The organism is Grimontia sedimenti (genome assembly GCF_011045095.1).
GTDB classification, from domain to species: Bacteria; Pseudomonadota; Gammaproteobacteria; order Enterobacterales; family Vibrionaceae; genus Enterovibrio; species Enterovibrio sedimenti.
On record NZ_JAALDL010000034.1, the window covers coordinates 1 to 15,151 of the forward strand.

A 15,151-nucleotide genomic window follows, 5' to 3' on the forward strand; every position below is an offset into this window, starting at 1 on the left:
AAGGTTGCGCTCTACCAGCTGAGCTAGTGTCGCATCGTTCATCCGACAATCAATCGGAATCATTTCAAATTTTGGAGCGACACACGAGGTTCGAACTCGTGACCTCAACCTTGGCAAGGTTGCGCTCTACCAGCTGAGCTAGTGTCGCTTTATCAAAGACATTTGTCTCTGTCAGGGCTGCGAATTATACGAAGAAAAATCGCGGATGCAATACTCTGAATCCAGAATTTTTGATTTTTCTTCGCATTGGTTATTTTGCCGTCAGATCGTAAAGATCTTGCTCCGGTAGTAACGAAGTTCCTCAATTGACTCCCGAATATCATCCAGTGCCAAATGAGTCCCTTGTTTTTTGATTCCTGACAGAACTTCAGGTTCCCAGCGACGAACCAACTCTTTGATCGTGCTGACGTCGACGGTACGGTAGTGGAAAAAGCGTTCCAGTTCAGGCATATGCTTATAGAGGAAACGGCGATCCTGGCCAACACTGTTGCCACAAATCGGCGACACACCAGCAGGCACCCAGTCTTGCAGGAAAGCGATCGTTTGTTTGATCGCGTCAGTTTCGCTTACTGTGCTTGCTTTCACGCGATCCACCAGCCCGCTGCCAGTATGAGTATTGGTGCACCACTCGTCCATTTTCGCCAGTTCTTCATCAGACTGGTGAATAGCGAGCACAGGCCCTTCAGCTAACACATTAAGTTCAGCATCTGTTACAACGGTAGCGATCTCAATGACTTTATGTACTTCTGGGTCAAGCCCTGTCATTTCGAGATCAATCCAGATTAAATTCTTATCGCTGAAAGACATCCAAATTGCCTATTTTACAAGTAAACCATGTATCATACTTAGCCTGACATGAAAGCCAACTAAACTAGCGACATTCTCGTGGCAAAAAAGAAAAAGCTCACAAAAGGCCAGTTACGCCGAGTACGGACAAATCAAAAAAAACGCATCGATCGCCAGCAAGAAGAGGTCCAATGGGACGAATCTCTGCTTGAATCTGCCCGTGAAGGGGTGGTGATCACCCGTTTCGGTCAGCACGCTGACATCGAAGATACTCAAACTGGCATCATCCACCGTTGCAACCTTCGCCGCTCTATCGAAAGCTTGGTGACCGGAGACAAAGTCGTCTGGCGTCCAGGCGTGGAAACACTGCAAGGCATTGCCGGCGTTGTGGAAGCTGCTCATGAACGCCACTCAGTGCTTACCCGTCCTGATTACTATGACGGCGTCAAACCGGTCGCGGCCAATATTGATCAGGTGGTGATCGTTTCCGCGATATTACCCGAATTGTCTACGAACATTATAGACCGTTACCTGATCGCTACCGAACAGGTTGGCTTCAAGCCCCTTATTGTGATCAACAAGATTGATTTGTTGGACGATGAAGGCCTTGAAATGGTTAAGAATATCCTCGCTTTGTACGCCGAAATTGGCTACGAAGTATTGATGGTCAGCCAGAAAAGCGGTGAAGGCGTCGACGAGCTGAAAGCGCGTTTGGCCGATGGCACAAGCATTTTCGTGGGTCAATCTGGCGTAGGTAAATCCAGTTTGGTGAATGCCCTGCTTCCTGAAGTGAATGCCGATATCGGTGAAGTTTCTGAAAACTCAGGTCTTGGCCAACACACCACCACGACAGCGCGTTTGTATCACTTCCCTGATGGTGGCGATCTGATTGATAGCCCTGGAGTGCGTGAATTTGGTCTTTGGCACTTAGAGCCTGAGCAGGTGACTCAAGGCTTCAAAGAATTCCGCGAATTCCTCGGAGGCTGTAAGTTCCGAGACTGCAAACACAAAGACGATCCAGGCTGCCTGCTGCGAGAAGCAGTAGAAGACGGCAAGATCAGTGTTGAGCGCTTCGAGAGCTACCACAAAATCATCGACAGCATGTCTGAGATGAAGGCAAATCGTCAGTTTTCACGCAATAAAGAAAACTGATCCATTTGGCTCAACTACACATCAACTGGTTAGCGGCCTGTTAATTTTGTAAACTAGGCCGCTTTTTAAATTCCAGGCCCGTTCTCGGGCGTATACGAGTTAGGAAAATAACCGTGTCTAACGATTTAAAAATTGGCCTGCAGTACTGCATGCCAAAACACCTGCTGACCCGCCTTGTTGGCAAACTGGCAGCAGCTAAAGCCGGCTTTCTGACAACGGCTGTGATCAAGTGGTTTATCCGCCAGTACAAGGTGGAAATGAACGAAGCTAAGAACCCAGATCCGAAAAGCTATCCAACCTTTAATGACTTCTTCGTCCGCGAATTAAAAGAAGGCGCGCGCCCTCTGAATGACGAAGCAAGCGTGATTGCCCACCCTGCCGATGCATGTGTGAGCCAAGCTGGCCCAATTGAAAAAGGCCGTCTGATTCAAGCGAAAGGCCACACCTTTGACGCCTGCGAACTGCTGGGCGGCGACGCCAAGCTGGCGGAAGAGTTTACTGATGGTGACTTCGCCACGCTGTACCTGTCACCACGTGATTACCACCGTGTTCACATGCCATGTGATGGCACGCTGCGCCAGATGATTTACGTACCGGGTGACCTGTTCTCCGTCAACCCGCTGACCGCAGAAAACGTGCCTAACCTGTTCGCACGTAACGAGCGCGTGGTATGTATTTTCGATACCGCTTTCGGCCCAATGGCGCACATTCTGGTTGGCGCGACTATTGTCGGCAGCATTGAAACGGTTTGGTCAGGCACGGTGACACCTCCTACTGGCCAAAGCATCCGCCGCTGGGACTACCCTGCAGAAGGCGAGCAAGCCATCACGCTGAAAAAAGGCGAAGAGATGGGTCGCTTCAAGCTGGGTTCAACCGTGATCAACTTGTTCCCGAAAGGCGCGATCACCTTTGATGACGCTATCATTCCTGGCAAACCAACCCGCATGGGTGAAGTTTATGCGCGCCAGAACGGTGTTGAAGCATCAGCTGAGACAGAAGGCAACGAAGCACAAGCCGCCGAATAAGCAGACTGGTTACACAAACTGTGATCTGTAACGAAAAGGGCAGCAATGCCCTTTTTTTGTGCCCAAAGTTTATCCAAACACAGAGTATTTTCTCTGCCACTCCGTATCCTGTAGCTCGTACTGAGCGGCTCAACACAATGAAATAACAAGCAAATACTGGCCGCTTATTTCTGTTTTCTGAGAATGGAAGTCTGCCGTATGCCAAGCCTTTCCCGCGCTGATATTTTGAAGTTTGTTGTGGCGTTTGGTGTCCCTTTGGGTGTGTTGATGATGCCCATAGATTGGATCCCATTGGATGATCTGACTGTGATACAGCATCGCCTGCTGGCGATTTTCCTGCTAGCTGCCCTACTTTGGGTGCTTGAGCCCGTGCCGGTATTTGCCACCTCGATCCTGATCATCGCGCTTGAGCTCATTATGATCTCTGACAAAGGGCTCTCTTTATTCCGTGAAGCAGTGCCCGGCCATGATCTGGGTGAACTCATCAAATACACCGACATCTTCAGCGCCTTCTCGTCTCCCATTATCATCCTGTTTATGGGCGGTTTTGCGCTGGCGATTGCGGCTTCCAAGTACGATCTCGACAACAACCTCGCCCGTGTTCTGCTTAAGCCTTTCGGCACCAAGCCGAGCCTTATCATGCTGGGCTTAATGCTAATTACTGCGGTGTTTTCGATGTTTATGTCCAACACCGCCACCACGGTTATGATGCTGGCACTGCTTGCCCCTATTGTGGCGTCAGTGCCACGCGGTGATAACGGCGTAAAAGCGCTGGTACTATGTATTCCCATTGCTGCCAATACCGGCGGTATAGCAACGCCGATCGGTACGCCGCCGAATGCCATTGCGCTGCAATACCTCACCGGAGAAAACGCCATCAGTTTTCTGGAATGGATGACCATGGGCCTGCCTTTTGTGGTGGTGCAACTGGCTTTTGCCTGGTGGCTGCTGCAAAAACTCTTCCCGACGGAACAGGAAGAAATGAAACTCAAGCTCAACGGTACTTTTCAAAGAAGCTGGCGTGCTTACACGGTGTATGCCACGTTTGCCGCGACTATCCTGCTTTGGATGACCACCAGCCTGCACGGCATGAACACTTATGTCGTGTCGATCATTCCACTCGCGGTATTCACCCTGACCGGCATCATGGGCAAGGAAGAGTTAAAACTCATTAACTGGGATGTGCTTTGGCTGGTTGCCGGTGGTATCGCGATTGGTTTGGCGCTCGACAAAACCGGGCTGGCAGTTGCGCTGGCTCATGCCGTGGATTACGATGCCCTGTCGCCACTCGCCGTGGTGCTGACGCTCTCTATGATTTGCTGGCTAATGGCCAATTTCATGTCCAACACGGCCACTGCCAACCTACTGATGCCGATTGCCGCAGCGGTTGCGATGTCGATGGACAGCCTTGTTTCTGTCGGCGGCATTCAAGGGCTTCTTGTCGTCGTTGCCTTCTCAGCATCTCTTGGCATGATCCTTCCTGTATCAACACCACCAAACAGTCTGGCTTACTCCACTGGTCTGATTGAAAGCAAAGATATGGCAAAAGTCGGTCTAATTGTGGGTCTGATTGGCCTTGCAATTGTCTACGCCGCGCTGCTCGTCCTAAACTGATCCCATCTATTTGCGGGGAAAGCGCACTGAGCACTTTTCCCGCCTAGCTTCAGCGGATAAACTCGCGCTCCTTTCCGGTTCTTTAAGTTAAAGGTGTCATCTTGGGTTACGAATGGCTCGCGCTCGGCGCTGCCTTCCTGTGGGGTATTTCCAGCCTGATTTCTGTCACGCCTGCGCGTCACTTGGGCAGCTTTGCCTATAGTCGCTGGCGGATGGCGTGTGTATCAGTGATGCTGACGACATTGGCCTTGTTTACAGGTGGCTGGGCAACCGTCTCATCCGATATTCTCTGGCCGATGGCACTGTCTGGTCTTATCGGAATATTTATTGGCGATACCGCCCTGTTTGGCTGTATGAACCGAATAGGACCCCGACGCTCTGGCCTTTTGTATTCCTGCCATGCGGTCTTTTCTGCCCTGCTTGGCATTTGGCTGTTTGGTGAAACGCTAGAAGGGATCCGTCTGCTCGGTGCCATTCTGGTGTTCTCCGGAGTGATGATTGCGGTCTTCTTCCGCCAAAGTGGTAATGCCCATCGATGGGAAGAAACTAAAGGCAACATCTGGGTGGCTGTCGGGCTGGGTTTAACCGCAGCGCTTTGTCAGTCGTTGGGTGGGGTCATTGCCAAGCCTGTTTTAACACAAGGGGTAGATCCGATTGCCGCTTCCGCCATCCGAATGATTGCAGCTTTCCTTGCCCACGGCACACTGAATTTCCTCCAGATACGTGTCGCGCAACCCGTTAACCCGATCAACTGGCGTATCTTCGGTATGGTCGTCGTGAACGGTTTTCTGGCAATGGCAGTCGGTATGACCCTGATTATGTACGCGCTGAAATGGGGAGAAGTCGGCATGGTCGCGCTACTGTCTTCCACGACACCGGTAATGATCCTGCCATTGATTTGGCTGTTTACCCGCGTGCGCCCTGCACCAAGCGCTTGGTTAGGTGCGGCGCTCGCTGTTATTGGCGCAGGTCTTATCGTTACCAGTAGCTGATAGGATTCCCAATAAAAACGCCGCATGATGCGGCGTTTTTATTGGCTCGGGATTAGGCTCGCCCGACCGGAAAAGCAATCACCTCATCGATGTGGGTTTTGCCTAAAGCCAGCATGATCAGACGATCGATACCCAACGCAACACCTGCGCAATCCGGCAAGCCATAACGAATCGCTTCAATCAATGATGATCGATAGGCTGAGCTTTCAGCCCCATCTTTTCGCGCTTGCGGTTATCTTCTTCAAAACGGGCCAGTTGCTCGTCAGCGTTGTCCAGCTCATAGAAACCGTTCGCAAGCTCAATACCTTTAAAGTAGACCTCGAAGCGCGCCGCCACGCGGCTATCGTCTTCACACACTCGCGCCAGTGCCGCCTGTGATGCCGGGAAGTTGTAAACGAAAGCCGGAACAGTCTGGCCAATTTGCTCTTCAACGCCAACGCTGAATAAGAGTTGCAGCAAGGTATCGCGGTCTTCTTCCGGCTCGGCGATATCAGACAATCCGAGTGGTGCAGCTGCAGCCTTCAACTCGTCCATCGAGCCTTCTAGTGGGCAGACACCGAGTACCTTGATGAACGCTTCCTGATAAGTCATTCGCTCTGCACCGCCAACGCTCAGAATCAGTTGCAGCAAAGCATCCATTTCATCCATCAATGCATGATGGTCAAAGCCTGGACGGTACCATTCCAGCATGGTGAACTCAGGGTTGTGGTTTCGCCCCGCTTCTTCGTTACGAAACGCTTTGTTGATTTGGTAGATAGCACCACTTCCCGCCGCCAGCAGGCGTTTCATGTGGAACTCAGGGCTGGTCATCATGTAAAGCGGGATACCCTTGGCAAAGCCTGGGCCGACAAATTCCGTCTTGAAGGTATGCAGATGAAAATCCGTCACCGTCGCCTGACTCATGGCTGGCGTGTCCACTTCCAGCACATCACGCTCGGCAAAAAAGCCGCGAATATCGTTCACCAGTTTGGCTCTGGCTTTCAGGGTTTCAATTTCTGCGGTGGGACGCCATTCAAGGGTCATTACTATCACTCAATCTCATTATGACTGGCGGCATTTTAGCTTTCGCGAGGCGTGATAGAAACCCGTGCTTTTATCAGCCTCAGAAATGCCTTTTCTGCCCTTTCATTCAAGCGACTGAATTAGCGCAATAAAAGCGCACAACTCCTTTTGGCAATCATTCTCATTTTCACTGTTTTTCCTTTTTAAAAGAGAGAGTTAAATTGCATGCAGCGATGACAGATTTTACGTGTCAGAAACAAGAGAAAACGACGCGCAACCTCTGTTTAACAAGGTGATTTCTTCCTGTCTAACGACCTGGATCACAAATCTACTGCTCTGGCTTTTTAGAAGGCAGAAACTCGGAACAAATACCCTTTCAGGTCAAAATTTACGGGATTTAACTTTAATAAGATGGGGAAAGTTTTTGAGTTAGATGCACGGTTAGCATCTTTAAATTTTAACAATCCTCCGGAGGATAGCTGTGAAAACCATTACCACAGATATCGCTGTTATTGGCGCGGGCGGTGCAGGTCTTCGTACTGCAATTGCTGCTGCAGAAGCAAACCCAGAGCTGGAAATTGCTTTGGTTTCCAAGGTTTACCCAATGCGTTCCCACACGGTGGCCGCAGAAGGTGGCTCCGCCGCTGTCATCAAGGATGAGGATAGTCTCGACAACCACTTTAACGATACCGTTGGCGGTGGTGACTGGCTATGTGAACAGGACGTTGTTGAATATTTCGTAGAAAACGCGACTCGCGAAATGGTTCAGTTGGAGCAATGGGGTTGCCCATGGAGCCGCAAGGAAAACGGTGACGTAAACGTACGTCGCTTCGGTGGCATGAAGGTTGAGCGCACCTGGTTTGCCGCAGATAAAACCGGCTTCCACATGCTGCACACCCTGTTCCAGACATCGATCAAATACCCACAAATCAAACGTCTCGACGAGTATTTCGTCGTTGACCTGCTGGTTGTCGACAATGAAGTACAAGGCCTTATCGCCATTCACATGGCGGAAGGCGAACTGGTCTGCATTAAAGCGAAATCTGTCGTACTGGCAACCGGTGGTGCGGGTCGTGTTTACAACTGCAACACCAACGGCGGTATCGTGACTGGCGACGGCATGGCGATGGCTTTCCGTCACGGTGTGGCACTGCGCGACATGGAGTTCGTTCAATATCACCCAACCGGTCTGCCAGGCACCGGCATTCTGATGACAGAAGGCTGCCGCGGTGAAGGCGGTATCATCGTCAATAAGAACGGCTACCGTTACCTGCAAGATTATGGCATGGGTCCGGAAACTCCGGTTGGCCAGCCAAAGAACAAATACATGGAGCTGGGCCCGCGTGACAAAGTCTCGCAAGCGTTCTGGCACGAGCAGCAAAAAGGTAACACCATCAAGCACCCACTGGGTGATGTGGTTCACCTTGACCTTCGCCATCTGGGTGAAGAGTACCTCAAGGAACGTCTGCCGTTTATCTGTGAGCTGGCAAAAGCATACGTCAACGTCGACCCAGCCAAAGAGCCAATCCCAATCCGTCCTACCGTGCACTACACCATGGGTGGTATCGAAACCGATTCCCGCACTGAAACCAGCATTAAGGGTCTGTTTGCGGTGGGCGAATGTTCTTCTGTCGGCCTGCACGGCGCGAACCGTTTGGGCTCAAACTCACTGGCAGAACTGGTGGTCTTTGGCCGCGTAGCCGGTGAAGGTGCCGCTGACCGTGCCGCTGAATTCAATGGCTGGAACGAAGCTGAAATCGCAAATCAGATGGAAGCAGTGAAAGCTAAAATCGATGCGCTGATGTCGCAAGAAGGCGATGAGAACTGGGCGAAAATCCGCACTGAAATGGGTCATACCATGGAAGCGGGTTGTGGTATCTACCGTCGCGAAGATCTGATGCAAGAAACCATCAACAAGCTGGCTGAGCTGAAAGAACGTTACAAGCGCATCAGCATCAAAGACAAAGGCAAGGTGTTCAACACTGACCTGCTGTATGCGATTGAAGTGGGCTACGGTCTGGAAGTTGCTGAAGCCATGGCACACTCCGCCGTGCTTCGCCGTGAATCCCGCGGTGCGCACCAACGTTTAGATGACGGCTGCACCGAGCGTGATGACCAGAACTTCCTGAAGCACTCACTGGCATTCTATAACCCAGAAGGTGCACCAACGATTAAATACAGTGACGTGAAAATCACCAAGTCTCAGCCTAAAGCACGTCTTTACGGCGCCGCTGCAGAAGAAGCAGAAGCAGCAGCGAAGAAGGCTGAAAAAGCAGAGAAGGAGCAGGCATAATGTCAGCAAACCGCATTCAGAAAGTCAGCATTCTTCGCTACGACCCATCGAAAGATGACGAACCACGTCTGCAAACGTTCGACGTGCCATTTGATGAAACCATGTCTGTACTGGACGCGTTGGGTTACATCAAAGATCACCTGGACAAAGATCTGTCTTACCGCTGGTCTTGCCGTATGGCGATCTGTGGTTCGTGCGGCATCATGGTTAACAAGGTGCCAAAACTGGCATGTAAAGCCTTCCTGCGTGATTACCCTGACGGTGTAACCATCGAGCCACTGGCGAACTTCCCTATCGAGAAAGATTTGATTGTCGACATGACGCCGTTCATCGAGCGTCTTGAAGCCATCAAGCCTTACATCATTGGTAATGACCGCACACCGGAAGATGGCCCGAACAACCAGACGCCTGAGCAAATGGCGCGCTACAAACAGTTCGCTGGATGCATCAACTGTGGTCTGTGTTACGCGGCATGTCCGCAGTTTGGTCTAAACCCTGAGTTCATAGGCCCTGCCGCGCTGACACTGGCACACCGCTACAACCTCGACAGCCGTGATAACGGTGCTGCTGAGCGTATGAAGCTGATTAATGGTGAAAACGGCGCTTGGGGTTGTACCTTCGTGGGCTACTGCTCTGAAGTGTGTCCGAAGAACGTTGATCCGGCAGGCGCGGTAAACCAAGGCAAGATCGCATCGTCGCAAGACTTCGTGATCGCAATGCTCAAGCCAGATGGCTCTAAGAAAGTGGAGGCTTAAGGATGTCTAACCGTAAACCTTACGTTCGTGAAATGAAGCGTACCTGGTGGAAAGACCATCCTTTCTACCGCATGTACATGGTGCGTGAAGCCACTGTGCTTCCGCTGATTTTCTTCACCCTGTGCCTGACTTTCGGTTTAGGCAGTCTGGTCGTTGGCGAAGCTGCATGGAATGGCTGGTTGTCATTCATGGCAAACCCAGTGGTTATCGCGATCAACATCGTGGCACTCGCGGGTAGCCTGTTCCATGCACAGACTTTCTTCAGCATGATGCCGCAAGTGATGCCTATCCGCATCGGTGGAAAATTGCTGGATAAGAAAGTGATCGTCCTGACGCAGTGGGCTGCTGTCGCGGTGATTTCTGCTTTGATTCTGTTTCTGGTTTAACCCCGACATCTGAGGAGATTTAACGTGGTCGATTTGAATCCAAAACGTTCTGACGAACCGGTATGGTGGGGTCTGTTTGGTGCAGGTGGTTCATGGTTTGCGATGATCACCCCTGTGACCATTCTGGTTCTGGGCATCATGGCACCAATGGGCATACTGGATGCAGAAGCATTGAGCTATGAGCGCGTGACAAGTTTTGTCACCAGCTTCATCGGCGCACTGTTCACCATTGGTACTCTGTCTCTGCCAATGTGGCATGCGATGCACCGCCTGCACCATGGTATGCATGATCTAAAATTCCACACTGGCACCGCAGGCAAAGTCGCCTGTTACGCAACGGCATTTCTGATCAGCGCCCTGTCTGTTATTTTCATTTTCATGATTTAACAGCCAGTAAAACGAGAAAAAGGGAGCATTTGCTCCCTTTTTGTTTACCTAGGCTCTATTGAAATTAGCCTTTACTGCTGCACTTTCTGCATGGCTTCGGTTTTTTCCATCATTCCCAATGCGCCAAGACCGGTGATCACATCAAGGTTGGTGGTCATCTTTCCGCCATCACCGCCACCAAAGTAGTGCTTTGGTACTTCCACTTTGAAGTCTTTCAGGTTGTGATAAAGCGACGTAGAAATATCACGGTTAAGCTCTGCCAGATAGACGTCGCGGTTTGCACCATACGCATCATACTTGGCTTTCAGTATGGCCGCCTCCGCTTCACCTTTAGCCAGAATCGCTAGAGCTTCGAACTCCGCAGCCTTCGCGTTAGCTTGTTGAATCGCAAGGTTGGCTTCGGCAATCGCCAGCTCTTTGGATTTCTCTACTTCCGCCAATTGCTTGGTTTTCTCTACCTCAACAATCTCACGCTTGGCAATTTGCTGCGCAACCGCTACCTCTTTTTGTTGGGCAATCACCGCCAGCTCTTTTGTACGCTGTGCATCCTGTACTTCACGGGTACGTTGGATTTCTTTACGAAGCTGCTCGGTTTCCGCTTGCGCCTTCGAAGTTTCCTGCTCCTGAATCGCACGGATACGATCCGCGACCAGTCGTTTCTTGTCCGCCAACAATTGGTCTAATTGCTTCTCCGGTTGCGGATCGCCGATGGTGACCTGAGTGACATGAATGCCATATTGCTGCAGCGGGTTATCCTGCCGGATTGGCTGACCACTCGCATCACGTACAGGCACGGTTTTCCATACCAATTGTTGGGTGCGTTGTAGCTTGTTGGCATCAGATTGATCCAAACCAACAGGTGCCAAATCCAACTCTTCGACTTCAACCTGACGACGCTCGGTCAAATAGATCCCTTCACGAAGCTGATCGCCCAGTTTGGATTTGAATTGGTTCAGTCCGCCCTGGAAGAACTCCTCTCCCGTGTACTGGGTTGCCGTGATCACCGTGACGTTTCGTGCGTTTTTCACCAACAAAGCATCAATCAGGTTGCTGTTGTTACGAAATTCTCGGTGCATTTTCTTCACGGCTTCCGGATCGTTGCTCAACTTGAAGCGGTAAGTCACCGGAATTTGGCCGATGTAAGTATCCGCAAAGCGCACCTGCACCGGATCCAGCCGCTGGTAGAAATCTTCACCTGCGTTGTTACCGAATGACACAGTGATCACTTGATCGTACTGCGTGATTTTCGACAGAAACGGCATCCGGAAATGAATACCCGGCTCGGTAAACACATCCAGCTCACCTGTCATATTGTTCTGGTGAACATAGGTGTAGCCTGCATCTGTCATCAATACTGAGCTATTAATTGTCAGTCCCAACCCGAGCAGCGGTATACCTATAATCGCTGCTTTGAGACCTGTTCTAGCCAACTGACGTCTTTCTTCCATTTTTAAACCCTGTCCTAGATTTTTAGTGTCCATATTCTTTTCCTTCTTATTTGCTGCTTGATGAATAAAGCGGTATGGCTTTTAGGCCAAAGTGAATAACTACTCATCACCAGCGGGAATAAATGTAACAAAAAACTCACAACAGGAATATTCGAAACATTAACCGAATTTATTCGGTTTTAACGAAACATAACAACAAGGAATGATAGGAGGGTGCTTTCGAAGATAAATTGGAATCTACGGGGCTATAATACGCAAAAAGCGCCCCGAAGGACGCTTTTCAGCATAGAAGTAATGAATTACTTCACGCGGCTTACGTACTCACCTGAGCGAGTGTCAACTTTGATCACTTCGCCGATTTGGATGAACAGAGGTACACGCACAACTGCGCCAGTGATTAGAGTTGCTGGCTTACCACCGGTACCCTGAGTGTCGCCTTTCAGGCCTGGGTCAGTTTCAGTCACTTCCAGCTCAACAAAGTTTGGTGGAGTCACTGCGATTGGGTTGCCGTTCCACAGAGTCAGAGTACAACGATCGTTCTCTTTCAGCCATTTGATGTTTTCGCTTACTGCTTTCTCATCAGCCGCGATTTGCTCAAATGATTCTGCGTTCATGAAATGCCAGAACTCACCGTCGGTGTACAGGTAGTCCAGTTCCATATCGATAACGTCAGCAGCTTCAACAGAGTCGCCAGACTTGAAAGTCTTCTCCAGCACTTTGCCAGAAAGCAATTTGCGGATTTTCACGCGGTTGAACGCTTGGCCTTTACCTGGCTTAACGAACTCGTTTTCGATAATGACACAAGGCTCGTTATCGAGCATAATTTTCATTCCGCCGCGGAATTCATTGGTGCTAAAAGACGCCATGTCTATCCTCTTAACATCTTCGAAGTTGTCATAAATGCCGGACATAATAACCCGAAATGCGCCTTCTGTTGAGCAAAACTGGCTCAAAGAAATGGCAAATGCTGTCTCAGATCCTCAAAAGCTTCTGCAACAGCTTGATATAGAGCCTTCCGCATGGACGTCTGGCTTCAGCGCGCGTGAACTATTTTCCCAGCGCGTGCCACAAAGCTTCATCAATCGCATGGAAAAAGGTAACCCACACGACCCTCTGCTGCGTCAAGTGTTGCCATTGATTGAAGAGTTCGAAGAAGTCAGTGGTTTCACCACAGATCCACTTGAAGAGCAGGACAATACGGTTCCAGGCCTGCTGCATAAATACAAAAACCGCGTACTGATGATTGTTAAGGGTGGCTGCGCGATTAATTGCCGCTATTGTTTCCGTCGCCATTTCCCGTATGAAGACAACAGAGGCGGGAAAGACGTCTGGCGCGAAGCGATCACTTACTTACAGCAGCATCCAGAAGTGGATGAAGTCATCCTTTCAGGTGGCGACCCACTGATGGCAAAAGATCACGAACTGCAATGGCTGATTGAAGCTATAGAGTCTGTACCGCATATTAAACGTCTTCGTATCCACACACGTTTACCTGTTGTTATTCCATCCCGAGTGACGTTAGCACTTACTCACATACTTGAGTCATCAAGGCTTGGTGTGGTGTTGGTTACCCATATAAACCATGCTAACGAGATTGACGACGAGCTTCGAGCTTCGATGACAAAGCTGAAGCAAGCTGGCGTTACTCTCTTAAACCAAGGTGTGTTACTCCGTGGCGTGAATGACTCTGTCGATTCGCTGAAAAATCTGAGCAACAGTTTATTTGATGTAGGCATCTTGCCGTATTACCTGCATGTACTTGATAAGGTAAAAGGCGCCGCGCATTTTCTGGTCGACGACGACGAAGCCAAAAAGCTGATGTCTGGCCTTATCAAAGAGGTCTCTGGCTACATGGTGCCACGCCTGACCCGTGAGATCGGCGGGCGCGATAGTAAAACACCACTAGACCTTCACCTTGAGTGATAAAAGTAAGCAATCACCAACTAAAAAACTGCTTGCTTAGCAGTCAGTTGCAAGCAATGATGAAAAGTCCCTCTGGCATTACCAAAGGAGTGACTATGCCTGTAACTGTTCGTCCTGTAGAACCTCGCGATATTCCTGCTATTCAGCAACTTTATGCCTGCCCGAAAGCACAAGCTGGCACACTGCAAATGCCACTACCATCGCTCACAATGTGGGAAAAGCGACTCAATAATATACCGGATGACATTTACTGCTTGGTCGCAGAAGAGGATGGTGGGATAGTCGGTCAATTAGGCTTTGAAGCCAACCATAAAGGGCGTAGACGTCATGTCGGACAATTTGGCATGGCAGTGCATGATGACCACACAGGAAAAGGCGTCGCCAGTGCATTACTTCGCGCGATGATTGATTTAGCGGACAACTGGCTGAACCTGCGCCGAATTGAGTTAACCGTTTATAGTGACAATGAAGCCGCGATTGCCTTGTATCAAAAGTTTGGTTTTTGGCAGGAAGGTATAGCGGTTGATTACGCGTTTCGAAATGGAAAATACGTCGATGCGCTCTTTATGGCGCGTATTAACAGGTCATAATCCAGAAGATAAAAGATCCGGACATCCGGATCTTTTTTAATTAATCCACAAACTCCAATTGATGGAGATCAACAAGCGGTCCCAACTTCAGCAATTCAACTTCATTACGCTCTTCAATCCATTCCTTAATTGATTTCCTATCCTGCTCTGTCGCAGAACCATACCTGAGAGCGGAACCTATAACCAGCTCGATATCACTCATACCTCCGCCGCCAACTAGCAGGTGTCGGGATTCAGCAAAGTCGGCCAAAGACTCTATAAAAGCATCTAACTCTTCATCACTTTCCGTATTCAGCTTCAGACTGATCACAAAGCCAAAAACTGCAAATTCATCCAGATACAGTTTCTTTCTCAATCGCTTAGAACGTTGTGAAGGCATGGCTCAGGTTCCTGTCAGATAACAAGTGCTGACAGTGTAGAAGCTACTCGAGAAGTTGTCGGTAGCAAAGGTTAAAAAACGGGAGCGGTGGTAAATATGAAAAGGTGTAGACGCAAAAAAGCCCTGACCGTCAGGTCAGGGCTTTCTTTAAATTGGAAGCCTGGCGATGTCCTACTCTCACATGGGGAGACCCCACACTACCATCGGCGCTGTTACGTTTCACTACTGAGTTCGGCATGGAGTCAGGTGGGTCCATAACGCTATGGTCGCCAAGCAAATTCGTTAAAATCTTGGAAAGTGACTTTGTTTGTTCTCGTTCTTACACATTCAATGTTCTCTTCGAGTCCGTCAAAACCCCTTGGGTGTTGTATGGTTAAGCCTCACGGGCAATTAGTATCAGTTAGCTCAACGCCTCGCAG

General features: G+C 49.9%; 14 protein-coding genes, 1 tRNA gene, 1 rRNA gene and 1 pseudogene. 10 read left to right on the forward strand and 7 right to left on the reverse strand.

What is annotated here, in order from left to right:
- Positions 1 to 72: 72 nt before the first annotated feature.
- Positions 73 to 148: transfer RNA gene (locus tag G5S52_RS23085), tRNA-Gly, on the reverse strand.
- A 113-nt stretch (positions 149 to 261) separates the two neighbouring features.
- Positions 262 to 807, reverse strand: a complete 546-nt coding sequence (gene orn / locus G5S52_RS23090) for an oligoribonuclease (RefSeq protein WP_002535604.1) — start codon at positions 805 to 807, stop codon at positions 262 to 264.
- Between the two features lie 78 nt (positions 808 to 885).
- Here orn and rsgA point away from each other — a divergent pair, with 78 nt between their 5' ends.
- The 4 genes from rsgA to G5S52_RS23110 all read left to right on the forward strand — a co-directional run bounded on the left by rsgA (position 886) and on the right by G5S52_RS23110 (position 5,569).
- On the forward strand, positions 886 to 1,938 hold the full coding sequence (gene rsgA / locus G5S52_RS23095) for a small ribosomal subunit biogenesis GTPase RsgA (RefSeq protein ID WP_165018802.1): 1,053 nt from the start codon (positions 886 to 888) through the stop codon (positions 1,936 to 1,938).
- A 113-nt stretch (positions 1,939 to 2,051) separates the two neighbouring features.
- Positions 2,052 to 2,963, forward strand: a complete 912-nt coding sequence (gene asd, locus G5S52_RS23100) for an archaetidylserine decarboxylase (RefSeq protein ID WP_165018804.1) — start codon at positions 2,052 to 2,054, stop codon at positions 2,961 to 2,963.
- Between the two features lie 198 nt (positions 2,964 to 3,161).
- Positions 3,162 to 4,577, forward strand: a complete 1,416-nt coding sequence (locus tag G5S52_RS23105; RefSeq protein ID WP_165018806.1) for an SLC13 family permease — start codon at positions 3,162 to 3,164, stop codon at positions 4,575 to 4,577.
- Between the two features lie 101 nt (positions 4,578 to 4,678).
- Complete coding sequence (locus G5S52_RS23110) at positions 4,679 to 5,569, forward strand: DMT family transporter (RefSeq protein WP_165018808.1); 891 nt, start codon at positions 4,679 to 4,681, stop codon at positions 5,567 to 5,569.
- Between the two features lie 52 nt (positions 5,570 to 5,621).
- On the opposite strand, the pseudogene epmA reads toward G5S52_RS23110, so the two are convergent.
- Positions 5,622 to 6,592, reverse strand: a pseudogene (gene epmA / locus G5S52_RS23115) (elongation factor P--(R)-beta-lysine ligase).
- Between the two features lie 460 nt (positions 6,593 to 7,052).
- Here epmA and frdA point away from each other — a divergent pair.
- The 4 genes from frdA to frdD are packed head-to-tail and all read left to right on the forward strand — an operon-like array spanning position 7,053 to position 10,392.
- Positions 7,053 to 8,864: a fumarate reductase (quinol) flavoprotein subunit gene (frdA, locus tag G5S52_RS23120; protein ID WP_165018810.1), complete on the forward strand. Its 1,812-nt coding sequence runs from the start codon at positions 7,053 to 7,055 to the stop codon at positions 8,862 to 8,864.
- A complete protein-coding gene (locus G5S52_RS23125) occupies positions 8,864 to 9,619 on the forward strand; it encodes a succinate dehydrogenase/fumarate reductase iron-sulfur subunit (RefSeq protein ID WP_046303028.1) in 756 nt (251 codons plus the stop codon). Before frdA ends, G5S52_RS23125 begins: the two co-directional genes overlap by 1 nt.
- A 2-nt stretch (positions 9,620 to 9,621) precedes the next feature.
- Positions 9,622 to 10,005, forward strand: coding sequence for a fumarate reductase subunit FrdC (gene frdC / locus G5S52_RS23130; RefSeq protein WP_165018811.1), 384 nt, complete (start codon positions 9,622 to 9,624; stop codon positions 10,003 to 10,005).
- 24 nt (positions 10,006 to 10,029) lie between these two features.
- Positions 10,030 to 10,392 (forward strand): fumarate reductase subunit FrdD, encoded by a 363-nt coding sequence (frdD, locus tag G5S52_RS23135; RefSeq protein ID WP_165018813.1) that lies wholly within the window; start codon positions 10,030 to 10,032, stop codon positions 10,390 to 10,392.
- Positions 10,393 to 10,463: 71 nt separating this feature from the next.
- Here the strand turns inward: frdD and G5S52_RS23140 are convergent, their stop codons facing one another.
- Entirely contained in the window at positions 10,464 to 11,873 is a 1,410-nt protein-coding gene (locus tag G5S52_RS23140; protein ID WP_002535615.1) for an SPFH domain-containing protein, read from the reverse strand.
- Between the two features lie 266 nt (positions 11,874 to 12,139).
- Entirely contained in the window at positions 12,140 to 12,706 is a 567-nt protein-coding gene (gene efp / locus G5S52_RS23145; protein ID WP_002535616.1) for an elongation factor P, read from the reverse strand.
- A 34-nt stretch (positions 12,707 to 12,740) separates the two neighbouring features.
- Here efp and epmB point away from each other — a divergent pair, with 34 nt between their 5' ends.
- Together epmB and G5S52_RS23155 are read left to right on the forward strand one after the other, a co-directional pair.
- Positions 12,741 to 13,763 carry an EF-P beta-lysylation protein EpmB gene (epmB, locus tag G5S52_RS23150; protein ID WP_165018815.1) on the forward strand — a complete coding sequence of 341 codons (1,023 nt, stop codon included), beginning with the start codon at positions 12,741 to 12,743 and terminating at the stop codon, positions 13,761 to 13,763.
- Between the two features lie 95 nt (positions 13,764 to 13,858).
- Positions 13,859 to 14,353, forward strand: coding sequence for a GNAT family N-acetyltransferase (locus G5S52_RS23155; protein ID WP_165018817.1), 495 nt, complete (start codon positions 13,859 to 13,861; stop codon positions 14,351 to 14,353).
- Positions 14,354 to 14,393: 40 nt separating this feature from the next.
- Here the strand turns inward: G5S52_RS23155 and G5S52_RS23160 are convergent, their stop codons facing one another.
- Together G5S52_RS23160 and rrf are read right to left on the reverse strand one after the other, a co-directional pair.
- The gene (locus G5S52_RS23160; RefSeq protein ID WP_165018819.1) at positions 14,394 to 14,732 is read right to left on the reverse strand and encodes a 50S ribosome-binding protein YggL; all 339 of its coding nucleotides are present in this window, start codon (positions 14,730 to 14,732) and stop codon (positions 14,394 to 14,396) included.
- A 158-nt stretch (positions 14,733 to 14,890) separates the two neighbouring features.
- Positions 14,891 to 15,006: ribosomal RNA gene (gene rrf, locus G5S52_RS23165) — 5S ribosomal RNA — on the reverse strand.
- Positions 15,007 to 15,151: the final 145 nt, after the last annotated feature.